Raw genomic sequence first — 13,711 nt, forward strand, 5'->3', positions numbered from 1 at the left:
GCGTACTTAACGTTCTGACAGATGATGGAAGAATGTGTCCCCGGTATAGTCGCGCCGCAGCAAACCCATGTCGCTCAGCCGCGGCATGAGGCCGGCGAGCGCCATATGCATGCAGCCGGTCGAACCGCCGGGTGTGAGGACAAATCCGTCGATGGCACCAGCCTTCGTCCATCGCATGATTTCGGCTGCCGCATCATCGATGGTCCCGATGATGCGCCAGTGGCCTGAACCGTTGACTTCCGGCCGGCTCAGCAATTCGGCAACGGTCAAAGGCTCGCGCGCAATCAGACGGCGCAGCAGATCCCCATGCGTGCGGCTTCCCGATGTCGGCGGCATCACGGGCAGGTCGGACACCTGCACGCGGCGATCATCCGGCCAGGTCTCAAGGTCAAGTCCGGTGAGGTTACGGATATGCGCGATCTTTCGGGCACGATCTGCGCCGGCATGCGTTTCCTCAAACAGGTCGAAGGCTTCGGCGCGGTTTTCCGCAAGATAGAGGCTCAGTCCCGGAAGGAGGCGAATGTCCTCCGCGTTGCGTCCATGCCGCTTGGCGCGGGTCCGCAGATCCTGGCGCAGCTCGATGGCGGCCTCCATGTCCGGCGTCGAGGCAAAAATGGCATCGGCAACCTGGGTTGCAAATTCGCGCCCAGGCTCAGAAGCGCCAGCCTGCACCAGAGGAACAGGTGCCCTGGCATAACCGGCCACGTTGAGCGGGCCCTTGACCCGAAAATGCGGGCCGACATGATTGATGGCCTTCACTTGTGCAGGATCGGTCATCGCGCCGCTCTCCCTGTCTCGAAGTATCGCCGTTTCGGGAAAACTCTGCCAAAGCAGCCGAACCACCTCGGTATATTCGGCCGCCCGCGCATAACGGTCTTCCGAAGAAGGCATGCTTTTAAGGCCGAAGTTCTGATAGCCATCGAGCGCGGTGACGATGTTCCAGCCGGCTCTTCCGTTGCTCAGCCAATGCAGCGACATGATCTGTCGGGCAAGGATATAAGGGGGCATGAACATGGTGGAGACGGTGGAGAGCAGACCGATATGGCGCGTCTCCCGCGCAAGAGCCGCGAGCAGCAGGGTGGAGTCGAGACCTGCGAATCCGCCACCCTTTCCGAGCAATGCTGTGTTGACGAACAGCGTATCAGGCCGGAACACGAAATCCAGCTTTGCCGCTTCTGCCCGGCGGGCAATGTCCAGATAGAAGTCCGTCGTCAGCGCACCCTCGATGCCGCTGTCGTCCCGGCGCCAGCCGTTTCCGCTGAGCCAGGTGGGGGTGAGTGACATGCCGATATGAAGTTTTCTGCTGGGGCCCATGACAGTTCCTGTTCGTAAGTGGAGGCCCGGCTGTGCGCCGGGCCTCTCTGTGCGTTCGTCGAACTTTTTGAAAGCGGGCTCAAAGCCTGCTAGAAGGTGCCGCGAACACCGACGCCGAACATGCGCGGCGCTGTCATGCTCGCTTCGGTTCCGCCGATGCCGCGGTTCTGCTGCATGTAGGTGGGTGAGCGTTCATCGAAGATGTTCTTGACATAGGCATAGACTTCAACCTCTTCGCGCATCTTGAAGCTCGCCCGCAGGTCGGCCACGGTATAGGGATCAATGGCATAGGCGGATGTGTTGGCCGTGTCGGAGAAGTAACCATCCAGGTGGCGGACCTGTCCGGACAATGTGAACTGCTCTGTCACGTCCCAGCTGGCACCAACTGTCAGGGTGTAACCGGGAGACTTGGCGAACTCGTTGCCCTCATAGGCAAGGTTGCTGGAGATCTTGTCGATCTCGGTCTTCAGCAGACCGCCGCCCACCTTGAGCGTCAGGTTGTCAAGCAGGAGATAGCTCGCCTCTACTTCAAGCCCGTAGGCATGGGCTTCATCTGCGTTGATGGTGTAGGACTGCGTCACCCCGGTCGATACGGTCACGGGAATGTTGAACTGGGCATTTTTCATGTCCATGTAAAACAGGTTGCTGTTGACCGTCAGGCGGTCATCAAGAAAGCTTGCGCGGGTAAAAAGCTCATAGTTCCAGATGGTTTCGTCCTTAAATTCCATCCAGCGCCCGGAAGTCAGATTGAGGGAAACGCCGCCGGGATTGTAGCCGCGGCTAATCATGCCGCCGACGGTCCAGTCGGGCGTGACGGCATAAGCAAGGGACGCCTTGGGCAAAAGTGCCGAAAAGCTCTCGTCAAAATTCACCGGTGTCGCTGAATAGACGGACTTGCCGTCTCTCTGGATCGTGTCGTGCTGGTAACGAAGACCGCCGGTCAGCGTCCACTGGTCGGTCAATCGGTAACTGGCTTCGCCGAACAGGCCAATATTGTCTTTTTTGTCATCGAAGGTGGACGTGCCGCTGAGGTAGAGGATCTCGTCGGTTTTGGTATGCGCGTAATAGAGGCCGACGACGCCGCTGATCTCGTCGTCCTGGTCGCCGAAGGTCATGCGCGTTTCGTTGGAAACATTCGTCTGGTCGATATCGGCATCGCCGTTGTTGACGATGCCGACCGTCCGCACCGCCTCGGTGCGGGTCAGCTGGGTCTGGTTGTACAGCTTCATGCCGTCGCCAAAATCGTAACTGAGGTCCAGAATGCCGGTATGGGTCTTCTGCTCCCAGCTCGGCATCGTCGTGGTGATATGCTGGAGCGCATCATAAGGCGCGGAGGCGGCCTCTTGGCTTGGGCGGTTGGTATCGCTGTAGGAATAGGTCAGCTTTGCCGAAAAGCCTGTCAGCTCCGCAGGCTCCCACAGCAGCTTCAGGCGGCCGTTGAAGGATTTGAAGTTCTGGTCGGTGCCGGCGCCCCGGAAGTTTGAATTGATATAGTCGATGAACGTGTCGCGGCCGGAATAATCAAGCGCAACGCGGGCTGCCAGTTCATCGTCGATCAACGGTCCGGACACGGCAACGGAGGCGCGGCGCGTGTTGTAGCTGCCGATTTCCGCCTGGTAGGACGCTTCGGGCGTAAATGTCGGATCCTTCGTGTTGACGATGATGGCGCCGGCAATGGCGTTTGCCCCTTGCGACGTGGTTTGCGGGCCGCGGAAGACCTCGATGCTATCAACATCCCAGACGGAAGCGGCACCAAAGAAGAACTCGTTATAGCTCAGATAATGCCCGTCGACATTGATGGTGGCGCGCGGAACAGTGCCGGCGAAAAAGGCGGTTGCGCCGGTGTTGGGGCCTTGTGAGTCTTGTCCGCGAATAATGGGCGAACTGACGGAATCGGGATAAACGACGTTTGGCACGTCCGAGATAACGTCGGAAACGGAGCTGTTACCGGTATCTTCCCGCGCGATGTCGCTGCTGGTTTTGACCGATACCGAGGACGCAGTCTTCTTGATGTCGCGCGTTACCTTCTCGCCCGTGATGAGAACCGGCGCAAGCACGGTGCCTTCACCATCCTGTGCGGCATCTTGCGCACGTGCTGCTCCCGCCATCAAACCGAATGAAAGCGCGAAGAGGCTGACACCATGACGCAGACGGCGATCGAAAAAGAACCTCATCTCATAACCCCCAATATACATGACAATTTTAATCAAGTTGCTCTACGACGAAACTCATTCATTCCGCAATAAAGAATGAATTCCACAATGCAGGATTTTCTGGCAAGTTTGAGAATGTTGCCCTGCAGCAACAGCTAGCCGGAGCGCCTTTGCGCCCTATGGTAGCGATATCTATTTTGGCGGGGACGAAGCGGCTTGGTCATGGCATGAGACGCCGGGACATTGACCATTGCCGGTGACTGGAGAGGATTTGCGACTTGCCTATCGAAGACCCTGAGGAGACGGCGCTCGAAGCACCATCGGAAAGACGGTCGGGAACGATCCAGTCTGTCTCCATCGCCACGCGATTCCTGACCACGCTTGCCAATGCCGAACAGGAATTGGCGTTGGGAGAAGTGGCGCGCCGGGCGCAGACCGGCCGCTCGACAGCGCATCGTTATCTCCAGAGCCTGGTCAAGGAGGGACTTGCCCGGCAGGATCCGGAAACCGGGCTCTATGACCTCGGCCCGACAGCGCTCCATATCGGCATCGGCGCGCTTCGCCGGGTCGATGCGGTTGAAATAGCCGCCCGGCACATGAAGGCCCTGACCCATGAATACGCCATGAGTGGAGGCGTTGCGATCTGGACCGATCGGGGTCCAACGCTGGTACGGTGGTACAGGAGCGCCTATTTCTCGATCAATCCCCTCGCATTGGGCGACATCCTGCCCATCGACAACACGGCGTGCGGTCTGGTTTTCCAGGCTTACCTTCCCAAGGCCCGCATCGATGCGGCCCGTAAGCAGCAGCCGTCGCACTTTCGCGGCACTGCACCGGCAAAGGCCATGCTGGACAAGGTGCGTGAAGCCGGTTGGGCGGAAATGACCAGTCACCTTCTGTCGAACGTCACCGGACAGGCGGTGCCGATCTTCGATGCGCAGAACGAGATCGTCTGCGCCGTCACGACGGTCACGGACCTCGGCCAGCTTCGCGCACCGGAAGACCGTGAGGCCTTGCTGCGGGAATCCTGTCGCATCAACGCGGCAACGGGCGGCAGTGCATTTGCGCCGAACCCACCGGAATAGGACGCACCCTCAGCCGCCGGAGCGGTGCTGGCGGCTTTTCGGCACAACCAGTGGCGTGCCGGACACCGGATCCTCGATGATGACCGATCTCAACCCGAAGACCTGAAAGACGAGGTCTTCGGTAACGATATCGCGTGGCGCACCGGAGGCGACAATCGCCCCATCCTTCATGGCAATCAGATGCGTTGCATAGCGGCAAGCCTGGTTCAGGTCGTGAAGCACGGCAATGATCGTTCGCCCTTCGGCATTCAAGCTTGCCATAAGGTCGAGAAGTTCGATCTGGTGGCTTATGTCCAGATAGGTTGTCGGCTCATCAAGCAGGAGGGTCGGTGTTGCCTGGGCAAGTACCATGGCAATCCACACCCGCTGGCGCTGTCCGCCCGACAGTTCATCCACCGGCCGATCCGACAAGGCCGCAATGTGCGTGGCCTGCATGGCGTGTTCAACGGCAAGCGCATCCGCCCTGGACCATTGCCGGAAAAACGACTGGTGCGGGTAGCGCCCGCGGGCCACGAGGTCGGCAACCGTGATACCAGACGGAGCTATTGCACCTTGTGGCAAAAGGCCAAGTCTGCGGGCGACATCTCTTGCCGGGAGATCGTCGATCGCCTGGCCATCGAGGTGGACATGGCCGGACGCCGGCTTCAGAAGGCGCGACAACGCCTTCAGCAGGGTGGATTTTCCGCACGCGTTGGCACCGATGATGACCGTGAAGGCACCTTCGGGGATAGCAACCGAAAGACCTTCGGAAACCAGCCGGTTTTCGTAGCGCAAGGTCACGGATCGTGCGGCTAGACGGTCATGCACGGGAAGGATCTCCAGCGGAAGCAATGCGCCGACATATTGCATTGCGGAATGCATTCTGCAATATGGACTCCTTCACTCAAGTTTGGTTTCCCGGATTTACCCGGAACCGCAGCATATCGGCAATGCGATGCGATACCTCCTGAAGCTCTTGTTTTCATGGATTGCGATAACCGCAGTCCTGTTGGTGGGGCCCGGCAATGCCGGGGCAGACCCAGCCGGCTGGCCACGAAAGATCACGCATGCGGCAGGCGAACTGACGCTGCAAGCCCGCCCCATCCGCATCGTTTCGACCACCCCGAGCGTGACGGGGATCCTCCTGTCGATGAACGCGCCCCTCGTGGCGACGGCGGCCACAACCCCGAGCCTCCTCACGGACGAGAAAGGCTTTTTCCTGCAATGGGCATCGATTGCGGACCAGCGTGGCGTTGAGGTTCTTTATCCGAATCTCAGTTTCGACCTGGAAGCCATCATTGGCCTGAACCCCGATCTTGTCATTGCATCTGCCACAGGCGCCGACAGCATTCTGGCACATGTTCCAGACCTGCAGGCGCTCGGCATCAACACGCTCGTCGTCAACTATTCCAACCACAGCTGGCAGGATCTGGCAGTCGAGATCGGAAAGGCAACGGGCCTTGAGGCCGAGGCGGATCAGGCTATTGCCCGCTTCGATGCCAAGGTGGCGCAGGTCGCGGCATCGATTACCGTGCCGCAGGAGCCCGTCAGCATCGTCGGCTACAATATCAGCGGCAGTTTTTCCGTCGGCAAGCCGCAGAGCCCGCAAGCCGAGCTGCTGCAGTCTCTTGGCATGACGGTTGCCGGTCTGCCGGAAGACATGAGGCCGCAGGTCAGCCGCAGCTCCGATTTCGACTTCATCTCGCGCGAAAATCTGCCGTCTGCTATCAAGGGCACCTCCGTCTTCCTGTTGCGGGGGACATCGCGGGAGGTGGACGCCTTCCTCGCCGATCCGTTGCTGGCCAATGCGCCGGCAGTAGAGAAACATCAGGTCTATCCGCTCGGTCCGACCTCGTTTCGGATCGATTATTATTCCGGACTGCAGATGCTGGATCATGTGGCTGATGCGCTCCATGCCAGATAAGGCAAGGCGCCGGGTCATGACCAGCCGGGCACGCATGCGCATGGCAAGCCTTCTGGCCTTGGTGCTGGTACTGGCGATGGCCGCCATTGCAAGCCTGATGATCGGATCGCGTGCCGTGTCGGGCGACACGGTCCTTCAGTCCTTTCTCGCCTTTGATGCCCATGACGATCAACACCTGGTTGTTCGATTGCTGCGCGTGCCGCGTCTCCTCATCGCGGTCCTGTCTGGTGCAGCGCTCGGTGTTTCCGGTGCGGTCATGCAGGCATTAACGCGAAACCCGCTGGCGGAGCCGGGGCTTCTTGGCGTCAACGCCGGTGCAGCGTCAGCCGTTATCGTTGCCTTCGCAGCGGGGGGCCTCAGCAGCATGTCCCAATATGTCTGGTGCGGATTTGCCGGTGCGGGCATGGCCGGTGCTGCGGTCTTCCTCATCGGCCGCGGCAATTCCGGCAGCACAGATCCCTTGCGCCTGGTTCTGGCCGGAGCGGCATTGTCCATCATCCTTGGCTCGCTCACAGGCATCGTCGTTCTCAATTCGCCAACCTCGGTGCTCGACGAATTCCGCAATTGGTCCGCCGGCTCCCTGGACGGCCGTGACATGGGTGTGGCAGCAGTGCTTGCTCCTTGCGTTGCCTGCGGCCTCCTCCTTGCCATCTTTATCGCCGACGGCCTGAACGCCATAGCCTTGGGAGATGATCTCAGCCGGGCCTTGGGGGCAGACAGACGACGGATCCTCGTTTTTGCCTGCCTCTGCGTCATGCTGCTTGCGGGCTCCGCGACAGCTGCGGCCGGACCGATCGGTTTTGTCGGCCTGATGGCACCCCATCTGGCCCGTAGCTTCACCGGGCCTGACCAGCGGTGGATCATACTTTTCTCCGGCATCATCGCCGCCGTCTTGCTGCTCGTCGCCGACATCATCGGTCGCGTCATCGCAACGCCCTCCGAAGTTGCGGCCGGCATCGTCACGGCCCTGGTCGGCGGGCCTGTCTTTCTGCTGATCATGCGACGCGCGCGAAGAGGTGCGTCATGAAGCCGCCGGTCGGCGTGGCAAGGTTCGGGCGCTTTTCGTTTCGCTACAGAGGGCGCAGCCTGCTTGCCTGTGCTCTGCTTCTCTTTGTCGCCGCCAGTCTCGGGTTGCTCCTCATGGCAACCGGCCGGCTTTCCTTCACGCTGCAGGAGATGTTCGCGAGCCTTGCCGGCACATCGGCAAATCCGGTCGCTGAACGGGTGCTCTTGCAAATTCGGCTGCCGCGGGTTTTGACAGCGCTGCTGGTCGGCGGATCGCTCGGCGCAAGTGGCGCGGTCTTCCAGTCGATTTCCCGCAACATCCTCGGCTCACCGGATATCATCGGTTTCACCACGGGTGCAGCGACAGGCGCCATCGTCCAGATCATCCTTTTTGATGCAGGCGCTCTTCAAACTGCGGTTGCAGCCGTTCTTTCAGGCATGGCAACGGCGGCGCTGGTTTTCCTGGTTGCGGCCAAGGGGCGCAAAAGCGGAGCCTATCACCTTGTTCTTGCCGGTATCGGCGTGGGGACCACTCTGTCCGGCGTCAACACCGTGTTCCTGGTGATGGGGGATCTCGACCAGGCCGCGTCCGCGCAACTCTGGCTTGCCGGCTCTCTCAACGCCCGCACCTGGTCCCATGTCCTGCCGGCAGCGGCCGGCTTTTGCATTTTCCTGCCCTTGGCAATCCGATATGGACGAAGACTGGCTCTCATGGAAATGGGCGATGACGTTGCCACGCAGCTTGGAATTCCGGTCGAACGCACCCGGCTCTACGCGGTGCTTGTGGCTGTCGCCCTTGCGGCGATTTCCACGGCTGCGGCAGGCCCGATCGCCTTTGTCGCATTTGCGGCGCCGCAACTGGCAAGACGCCTGACAGGTTCTCCCGACGTTCCCATCCTCTCCGGTGCGCTGAGCGGCATGGTGCTTCTGCTAGGGGCGGATTATCTGACGCAGACTATGCCATTCCAGCTTTACCTGCCCATTGGGCTCACCACAGGGCTTCTCGGCGGCATCTATCTGGTCTGGCTTCTCAGCCGCGACCGCGCGTGATTTCAGGGGGCAATCCGCCGTTCCGGCTCCATGCCGTGCGACAAGTCAGCAGAACGGCGAGATCACCACAGGCTGCATAGGAAACCGCGAGCCTCCGAAAGCTGAATCAAGCCGTCTGCACTGGCCCAAGATGTCATCCGGTTCAAAGGAGGGCCCTTGAGGATATCCCCGACCTCAACCATCGATGCGCTGGGTCTTCATCGAGATAACGGGGCCATACCATCACTTCCGTCAGCGGTTGCATGTCGAAGGGTGCGGCAAACAGCTTGACGGGAAAACGCCGCGCCATCTCTTCAGCCATGCGCCGGTGCATCGTCACGATCCTTTGCGTGCCGACGACAAGAAGCGGCGCGACACTGAACTGGTCGATGGTGCATTCGACCCGGCGCTGGCGGCCATAACGGGGCAGGAACCATTCCTCGAAGGCAAGGCTTGCCTCGTTGCCGAGCCGGATCGAGATATGGCCACGATCCAGGTACTGATCCATTGTCAGTTCGTTCATCGAGGCCGATGCCTTGGCACACATCATGCAGACATGTTCGTCGCGCAACACCACCATCTGCGGATGTTGAAGCCGGCTTGCATATTGTTCGGGAATGATGAGGAGGTCGATCGAGCCGCGCTCGAAGGCTTCGAGGACATCAATCGGCGTCCGGCGGATATCGAGACGCAGCCCCGGTGCCGTGGATGCCAGATCCCTGACAACCTCGGCCAGCAGCACATCAAGCATATAATCCGAGGCGGCAACCGAAAAGTTGCGCGCGATGGCAGACGGTTCGAAGACAGGACGAATGGCAATCGCCGAGCGCGCGCGCATAAGCGCATCCCGCACCGGCCCGACAAGGCCTTGCGCCAGGGGCGTCAGCTCCATCCGTCGCCCCACCTGCACCAGTAGACTGTCGCCAAAATAATCCCGCAGCCGCGCCAGAGCCGCGCTCGTTGCCGATTGCCCGATATGCAGGCGCTCGCTCGCCCGCGTCACATTCCGCTCTTCCAGGAGGACATCGAGCACCACCAGAAGGTTCAGGTCAAATCGATCGAGCCGCATAACGCCTATTCTCCAGGTATCGATCTTATCGATACCAATCACAAATACAATCTGTTTCCTCGCTTATTTGACAAAGGCTAACTTTGTGTCTGTCCGCGACCGGCGGGAGGAGAAGCCGGGCGGGACAGGTGCTGCCGGATTGCGTGACAGGAAGACGCGATCCGGCATGGGCACGATGGGATAACGGGAGGTATCAATGACAAGACCGAACACGACAAGCAGCTCAGTCACCCTGAGCATCTGCCACATGGCGGGGATGATCGACCTTGCGGCCCTGCCGCTCTGGATCGGCGCCCTGATGAATTTCTACGGGCTGACGGCGCCGCAGGCAGGCGTGGTGGTGACCACGTTCCTTGCCTCGGTCGTCGCGGCAAGCGTTATCTTTGCGCCGATGTTCAACCGCCTGCCACACCGCACCTTCGTGGCTGGCGGGTTTGCCATCTCGGCCTGCGCATTTTTCGCCTGCTCGCTCCTCCACGCGCCTGCCGGCAGCGTTTATCCCTTCATTCTTCTTCACGCCGTGGCAGGTCTCGGCGCCGGAGCCGCGTTGTCGGTCACGCATGGCGCGATCGGCCGCACAGCAAACCCGCACCGGCTGTTCGGTATCGTCAACATTGCCATGGGTGCGCTTGCCATTGTCATGTTTGCGACCGTGCCGGGTCTCATTGTGCATTTCGGCGGCCAGTTGCTGTTTTGGGCCATGGCCGCCACGATGGCGCTTGCAAGCCTTGTTGCGCTGATGCGCTTCCCCGCAAGCAGCACCGACCCCCGCGAAACCGCACGGCAGGCGGCAGGCCAGGCGCATGCCCCCCTGCCCCGGGCTGCCTGGCTGACGATCGTGGTCATCGTCTGTCTGGCGCTCAACCAGGCAACCGTCTTTTCCTTCGTCGAGCGCATCGGCGTCCTCAGGCAATTCGGCCTCGACAAGGTGCAGTTGATCCTCGTCGTGATGGGTTTCGTCAACCTGGCGCCCGGCCTTCTTGCCGCACTCCTGCAAAAGCGACTGTCGCCGATTGCCGTTGGGATCGCAGGCCCGATCCTGCAGGCAGGCCTCGCTCTGACCCTGACAGGCTCGTCAGGCTTTGCCTCTTATGCGGTGCCGGCGGTGTTTTATGTGTCGCTCGTCATCTTTACGCACACGTTCCTCTTCGGGCTTCTCGCCCGGGTCGACACGACCGGCCGGGCCGTTGCCGCAACGCCTGCCATGATGATGTTCGGTTCGGCCATCGGTCCGGCACTTGGCGGCCTCATTGCCTCCACCATCGGTTACCACGGCCTTGGCTGGTCGACAGCAGTCTTCGCCACGGTCGCCGTCGTCGCCATGCTGCTGGTGCGCAGGGAACTTGCCCGCGCGCCCGCGACAACCGCTCTCGCCACTGCGTGACATTCAGCTCCCAGACAACACAAAGGAGATCATCATGAACCAGCACGTCAATCTGCCCCCGGGCCTTCAGTTTCCCGACGACGTCGTCTTTACCGGTTATGCAGCGCCGGTGCGCATCGAGGGCGAGGTGCATGATCTCGAAGTGATCGGCCGCATCCCGCCGGAACTCGAGGGCATGTATATCCGCAACAGCGCCGACCATGCCTACCCGCCGCTGCACGGCAAGGACATCTTTCTCAACGGCGACGGCATGGTGCATTCCGTTCGCATCCAGAACGGTCACGCTGATCTTACCATGCGTTACGTGCGCACCCGCAAGTTCCAGCTGGAGCGGGCCGCGCGCCGGGCCGTATTCGGCGCCTACCGCAACCCCTTCACCGACAGCCCGGACGCTGCCGGCGAAGATGCCAACACGGCCAACACATCTGTTCTCTGGCATCATGGCAAGCTTTATGCACTGAAGGAAGCAGGCCGCCCCTACGAACTCGACCCCAACGATCTTTCGACGCGCGGCGAGGTCGATTTCGGTGGCCAGTTGAAAAGCCGCACCTTCACTGCGCATCCGAAGATCGATCCGCTGACCGGCGAATGCGTGGCGTTTGCCTATAATTGCGAGGGTGTGGCCAGCGACGAGATCGAAGTCTACACCATCGACCGCGAGGGGCAGTTCACCCGCACCGAACGCTTCAAGGCGCCCTACTGTTCAATGGTGCACGACTTCCTCGTGTCGCGCAATTTCATCGCCTTCGTCATCTGCCCCATGGTGTGCGAGTGGGACCGGGTGAAAAAGGGCGAATCCTACTGGCACTGGGACAGCCACAAGGACACCTATATCGCGGTTATCCCGCGCAAGGAGGGTGTCTCCGCCATCCGCTGGTACACGGCGCCGAAGATTGCCATGCAGACGCATACCTTCAATGCCTGGGATGATGGCAACCGGCTGGTGCTCGATCATTTCGTCAATGAATCCGGCTGGCTCAGCCAGTTTCCGGATATCCATAACCCCGATGCGCATGAACTTCCGCCATTCGGCGAACGCTGGATCGTCGATCTTTCGACGCGCAGCGGCGATGTGACGGTCGAGCGTTTCATCAACCATATCGGCGAGATGCCGGTGGTTGATCCGCGCTTTTCCATGCGCCGCACCCGTCACTTCTGGTTCGGCACCAACCATCCGGCGCGCTGGCCGATGCTGCCGCCCGGCCCGAAAGGCCCTCCCTTTACCTGCCTTGGCCATTTCGACGAGGAAACCGGCAAGATCGACCTGTTCTATGCGGGTCCGGATGCCTCGCCGGAAGAGCCTTGTTTCGTGCCCCGCAGCCCCGATGCGGAAGAGGGCGACGGCTGGCTGATGACCATGGTTGGCCGTCGTGCCGAAAACCGCACCGACCTCGTCATTCTCGATGCCCGCAACATTGCCAAAGGGCCGGTCGCGATCCTCAAATTCCCGAGCCGCGTTCACGAAGGTTTCCACGGCATCTGGGTGCCGGGCAGCGCCCTCGGCTCCGACCGCGGCTTCTGAAAACTATAAAAGCCGCCCCGGCATGCCAACCGCGTGCCGGGGCTTTCAGATGATCGGGAGGATAAGATGATCACACTTTACGGCTCGCTGCATTCGCGGGCAAACCGTTGCGCCTGGATGCTGCGGGAACTCGACGTGCCGTTTCAGCACGAACCCACCAATTTCCAGGATGGCAGCACGCGCGCGGCAGATTTCCTGGCGCTCAACCCGAACGGTCGGGTGCCTGTCCTCGATGACGACGGTTTCCTGCTGTTCGAATCCCTTGCCATCAATCTTTATCTGGCAAGGAAGCATGGCGGCCCCTTGGGCCCTGCCGACCTGCAGGAAGAGGCCTTGATGATCCAGTGGTCGCTCTGGGTCGAAAACGAGGTGGAAAAGCCGCTGCTGCTGGCGGCTGCCAACGAAGCGCTCTTTTCCGCCGACAAGCGCTCGACCGAAGAGCGGGACATGGCGCTCGCAAAGCTCAACCGCCCATGGACGGTACTGGACAAACATCTTGCGCAGCAGCCGTTCCTCGTCGGCGACCGCTTCACGGTGGCAGACCTCAACGTTTCCTCCGTCATGACGCTTGTGCCGATCGCTGGCATTGACCTTGCAGCGCTTCCGCACCTGAACACATGGCTGACACGCTGCCTCGATCGGCCGAAGGCAACCGACTGGAAAAGCGTCTCCTTCGCCATCCCCCGCCCGCCGACGCCGCTTGGCGTGCTCTCCATGTTTGTCTGAACGCGTGCCAGAAGAAAGGTTTCTCCCAATGCTCACGCTTGCCGTTGCCACCGAAATCATCGACGAAGCGCTGGCCGAGGCGCGCAGGCGCAGCTTTGCACCCCTGGCCGTCGCGGTGCTGGATGCCGGCGGCCATCTGATTGCCTACAAGCGGGAGGATGGAGCCGGCATCGTCCGCTTCGACATCGCTTTCGGCAAGGCCTGGGGCTCGCTCGGCATGGGTTTTGGTTCGCGCGGACTCAGCCAGCGGGCGGCGAAGAACCCGACCTTCATCACCACGCTGACCTCGATCAGCGGCGGACGAATGGTTCCCTCGCCGGGCGGCGTCCTGATCCTTGATGCCGATGGCCAAGCGCTCGGCGCCATCGGTATCTCCGGCGATGTCGGCGACAATGACGAGATCGCAGCGCTTGCAGGCATCACAAAGGTTGGCCTCGTCCCCGCATCCTGACCCCTCGCCTCCAGGGGCAGGATGTAAAGGAGCCCCCTGCGACCGTTCAGATACGGCCGCAGGGGGCACC

Annotated in this window: 12 protein-coding genes; 8 read left to right on the forward strand and 4 right to left on the reverse strand. The window is 61.0% G+C overall.

Features of this window, described 5'->3' with window-relative positions:
• Positions 1-6: 6 nt before the first annotated feature.
• Both AC4CWF_RS21800 and AC4CWF_RS21805 read right to left on the reverse strand, forming a co-directional pair.
• Positions 7-1,314, reverse strand: coding sequence for an NtaA/DmoA family FMN-dependent monooxygenase (locus AC4CWF_RS21800; protein WP_491287575.1), 1,308 nt, complete (start codon positions 1,312-1,314; stop codon positions 7-9).
• An 89-nt stretch (positions 1,315-1,403) separates the two neighbouring features.
• Positions 1,404-3,488 (reverse strand): TonB-dependent receptor, encoded by a 2,085-nt coding sequence (locus AC4CWF_RS21805; RefSeq protein ID WP_491287576.1) that lies wholly within the window; start codon positions 3,486-3,488, stop codon positions 1,404-1,406.
• Between the two features lie 263 nt (positions 3,489-3,751).
• On the opposite strand from AC4CWF_RS21805, the gene AC4CWF_RS21810 reads away from it, so the two are divergent.
• Complete coding sequence (locus tag AC4CWF_RS21810) at positions 3,752-4,552, forward strand: IclR family transcriptional regulator (RefSeq protein WP_491287748.1); 801 nt, start codon at positions 3,752-3,754, stop codon at positions 4,550-4,552.
• Positions 4,553-4,561: 9 nt separating this feature from the next.
• On the opposite strand, the gene AC4CWF_RS21815 is transcribed toward AC4CWF_RS21810, so the two are convergent.
• Complete coding sequence (locus tag AC4CWF_RS21815) at positions 4,562-5,401, reverse strand: ABC transporter ATP-binding protein (RefSeq protein ID WP_491287750.1); 840 nt, start codon at positions 5,399-5,401, stop codon at positions 4,562-4,564.
• Between the two features lie 85 nt (positions 5,402-5,486).
• On the opposite strand from AC4CWF_RS21815, the gene fepB reads away from it, so the two are divergent.
• Genes fepB through AC4CWF_RS21830 form a run of 3 tightly spaced genes read left to right on the forward strand, consistent with a single transcriptional unit; the run spans position 5,487 to position 8,510 of the window.
• Positions 5,487-6,455: a Fe2+-enterobactin ABC transporter substrate-binding protein gene (gene fepB, locus AC4CWF_RS21820; RefSeq protein ID WP_491287578.1), complete on the forward strand. Its 969-nt coding sequence runs from the start codon at positions 5,487-5,489 to the stop codon at positions 6,453-6,455.
• Between the two features lie 16 nt (positions 6,456-6,471).
• Entirely contained in the window at positions 6,472-7,482 is a 1,011-nt protein-coding gene (locus tag AC4CWF_RS21825; RefSeq protein ID WP_491287580.1) for a FecCD family ABC transporter permease, read from the forward strand.
• Positions 7,479-8,510 carry a FecCD family ABC transporter permease gene (locus AC4CWF_RS21830; protein WP_491287583.1) on the forward strand — a complete coding sequence of 344 codons (1,032 nt, stop codon included), beginning with the start codon at positions 7,479-7,481 and terminating at the stop codon, positions 8,508-8,510. The genes AC4CWF_RS21825 and AC4CWF_RS21830 overlap by 4 nt, the downstream gene beginning before the upstream one ends.
• Before the next feature lie 142 nt (positions 8,511-8,652).
• On the opposite strand, the gene AC4CWF_RS21835 is transcribed toward AC4CWF_RS21830, so the two are convergent.
• Positions 8,653-9,558, reverse strand: coding sequence for a LysR family transcriptional regulator (locus AC4CWF_RS21835; protein WP_491287585.1), 906 nt, complete (start codon positions 9,556-9,558; stop codon positions 8,653-8,655).
• A gap of 196 nt (positions 9,559-9,754) precedes the next feature.
• Between AC4CWF_RS21835 and AC4CWF_RS21840 the strand changes: the two genes are divergently transcribed.
• The 4 genes from AC4CWF_RS21840 (at position 9,755) to AC4CWF_RS21855 (ending at position 13,641) form a co-directional block, all read left to right on the forward strand.
• A complete protein-coding gene (locus AC4CWF_RS21840) occupies positions 9,755-10,942 on the forward strand; it encodes an MFS transporter (RefSeq protein WP_491287587.1) in 1,188 nt (395 codons plus the stop codon).
• 34 nt (positions 10,943-10,976) lie between these two features.
• Positions 10,977-12,464, forward strand: coding sequence for a carotenoid oxygenase family protein (locus tag AC4CWF_RS21845; RefSeq protein ID WP_491287588.1), 1,488 nt, complete (start codon positions 10,977-10,979; stop codon positions 12,462-12,464).
• Positions 12,465-12,530: 66 nt separating this feature from the next.
• Positions 12,531-13,190 carry a glutathione S-transferase family protein gene (locus tag AC4CWF_RS21850; RefSeq protein ID WP_491287589.1) on the forward strand — a complete coding sequence of 220 codons (660 nt, stop codon included), beginning with the start codon at positions 12,531-12,533 and terminating at the stop codon, positions 13,188-13,190.
• 28 nt (positions 13,191-13,218) lie between these two features.
• Positions 13,219-13,641, forward strand: coding sequence for a GlcG/HbpS family heme-binding protein (locus AC4CWF_RS21855; RefSeq protein WP_491287590.1), 423 nt, complete (start codon positions 13,219-13,221; stop codon positions 13,639-13,641).
• The last annotated feature ends 70 nt before the right edge of the window (positions 13,642-13,711 follow it).

The sequence above is a fragment of the Neorhizobium sp. PAMB6630 genome (assembly GCF_058242775.1).

Excerpts from the sequence above, each read along its gene's own strand:
- AC4CWF_RS21800 (WP_491287575.1), bottom strand. The coding sequence starts at position 1,314 with ATGGGCCCCAGCAGAAAACTTCATATCGGCATGTCACTCACCCCCACC.
- AC4CWF_RS21805 (WP_491287576.1), bottom strand. The coding sequence starts at position 3,488 with ATGAGGTTCTTTTTCGATCGCCGTCTGCGTCATGGTGTCAGCCTCTTC.
- AC4CWF_RS21815 (WP_491287750.1), bottom strand. The coding sequence starts at position 5,401 with ATGCAATATGTCGGCGCATTGCTTCCGCTGGAGATCCTTCCCGTGCAT.
- fepB (WP_491287578.1), top strand. The coding sequence starts at position 5,487 with ATGCGATACCTCCTGAAGCTCTTGTTTTCATGGATTGCGATAACCGCA.
- AC4CWF_RS21825 (WP_491287580.1), top strand. The coding sequence starts at position 6,472 with ATGACCAGCCGGGCACGCATGCGCATGGCAAGCCTTCTGGCCTTGGTG.
- AC4CWF_RS21830 (WP_491287583.1), top strand. The coding sequence starts at position 7,479 with ATGAAGCCGCCGGTCGGCGTGGCAAGGTTCGGGCGCTTTTCGTTTCGC.
- AC4CWF_RS21835 (WP_491287585.1), bottom strand. The coding sequence starts at position 9,558 with ATGCGGCTCGATCGATTTGACCTGAACCTTCTGGTGGTGCTCGATGTC.
- AC4CWF_RS21840 (WP_491287587.1), top strand. The coding sequence starts at position 9,755 with ATGACAAGACCGAACACGACAAGCAGCTCAGTCACCCTGAGCATCTGC.
- AC4CWF_RS21845 (WP_491287588.1), top strand. The coding sequence starts at position 10,977 with ATGAACCAGCACGTCAATCTGCCCCCGGGCCTTCAGTTTCCCGACGAC.
- AC4CWF_RS21850 (WP_491287589.1), top strand. The coding sequence starts at position 12,531 with ATGATCACACTTTACGGCTCGCTGCATTCGCGGGCAAACCGTTGCGCC.
- AC4CWF_RS21855 (WP_491287590.1), top strand. The coding sequence starts at position 13,219 with ATGCTCACGCTTGCCGTTGCCACCGAAATCATCGACGAAGCGCTGGCC.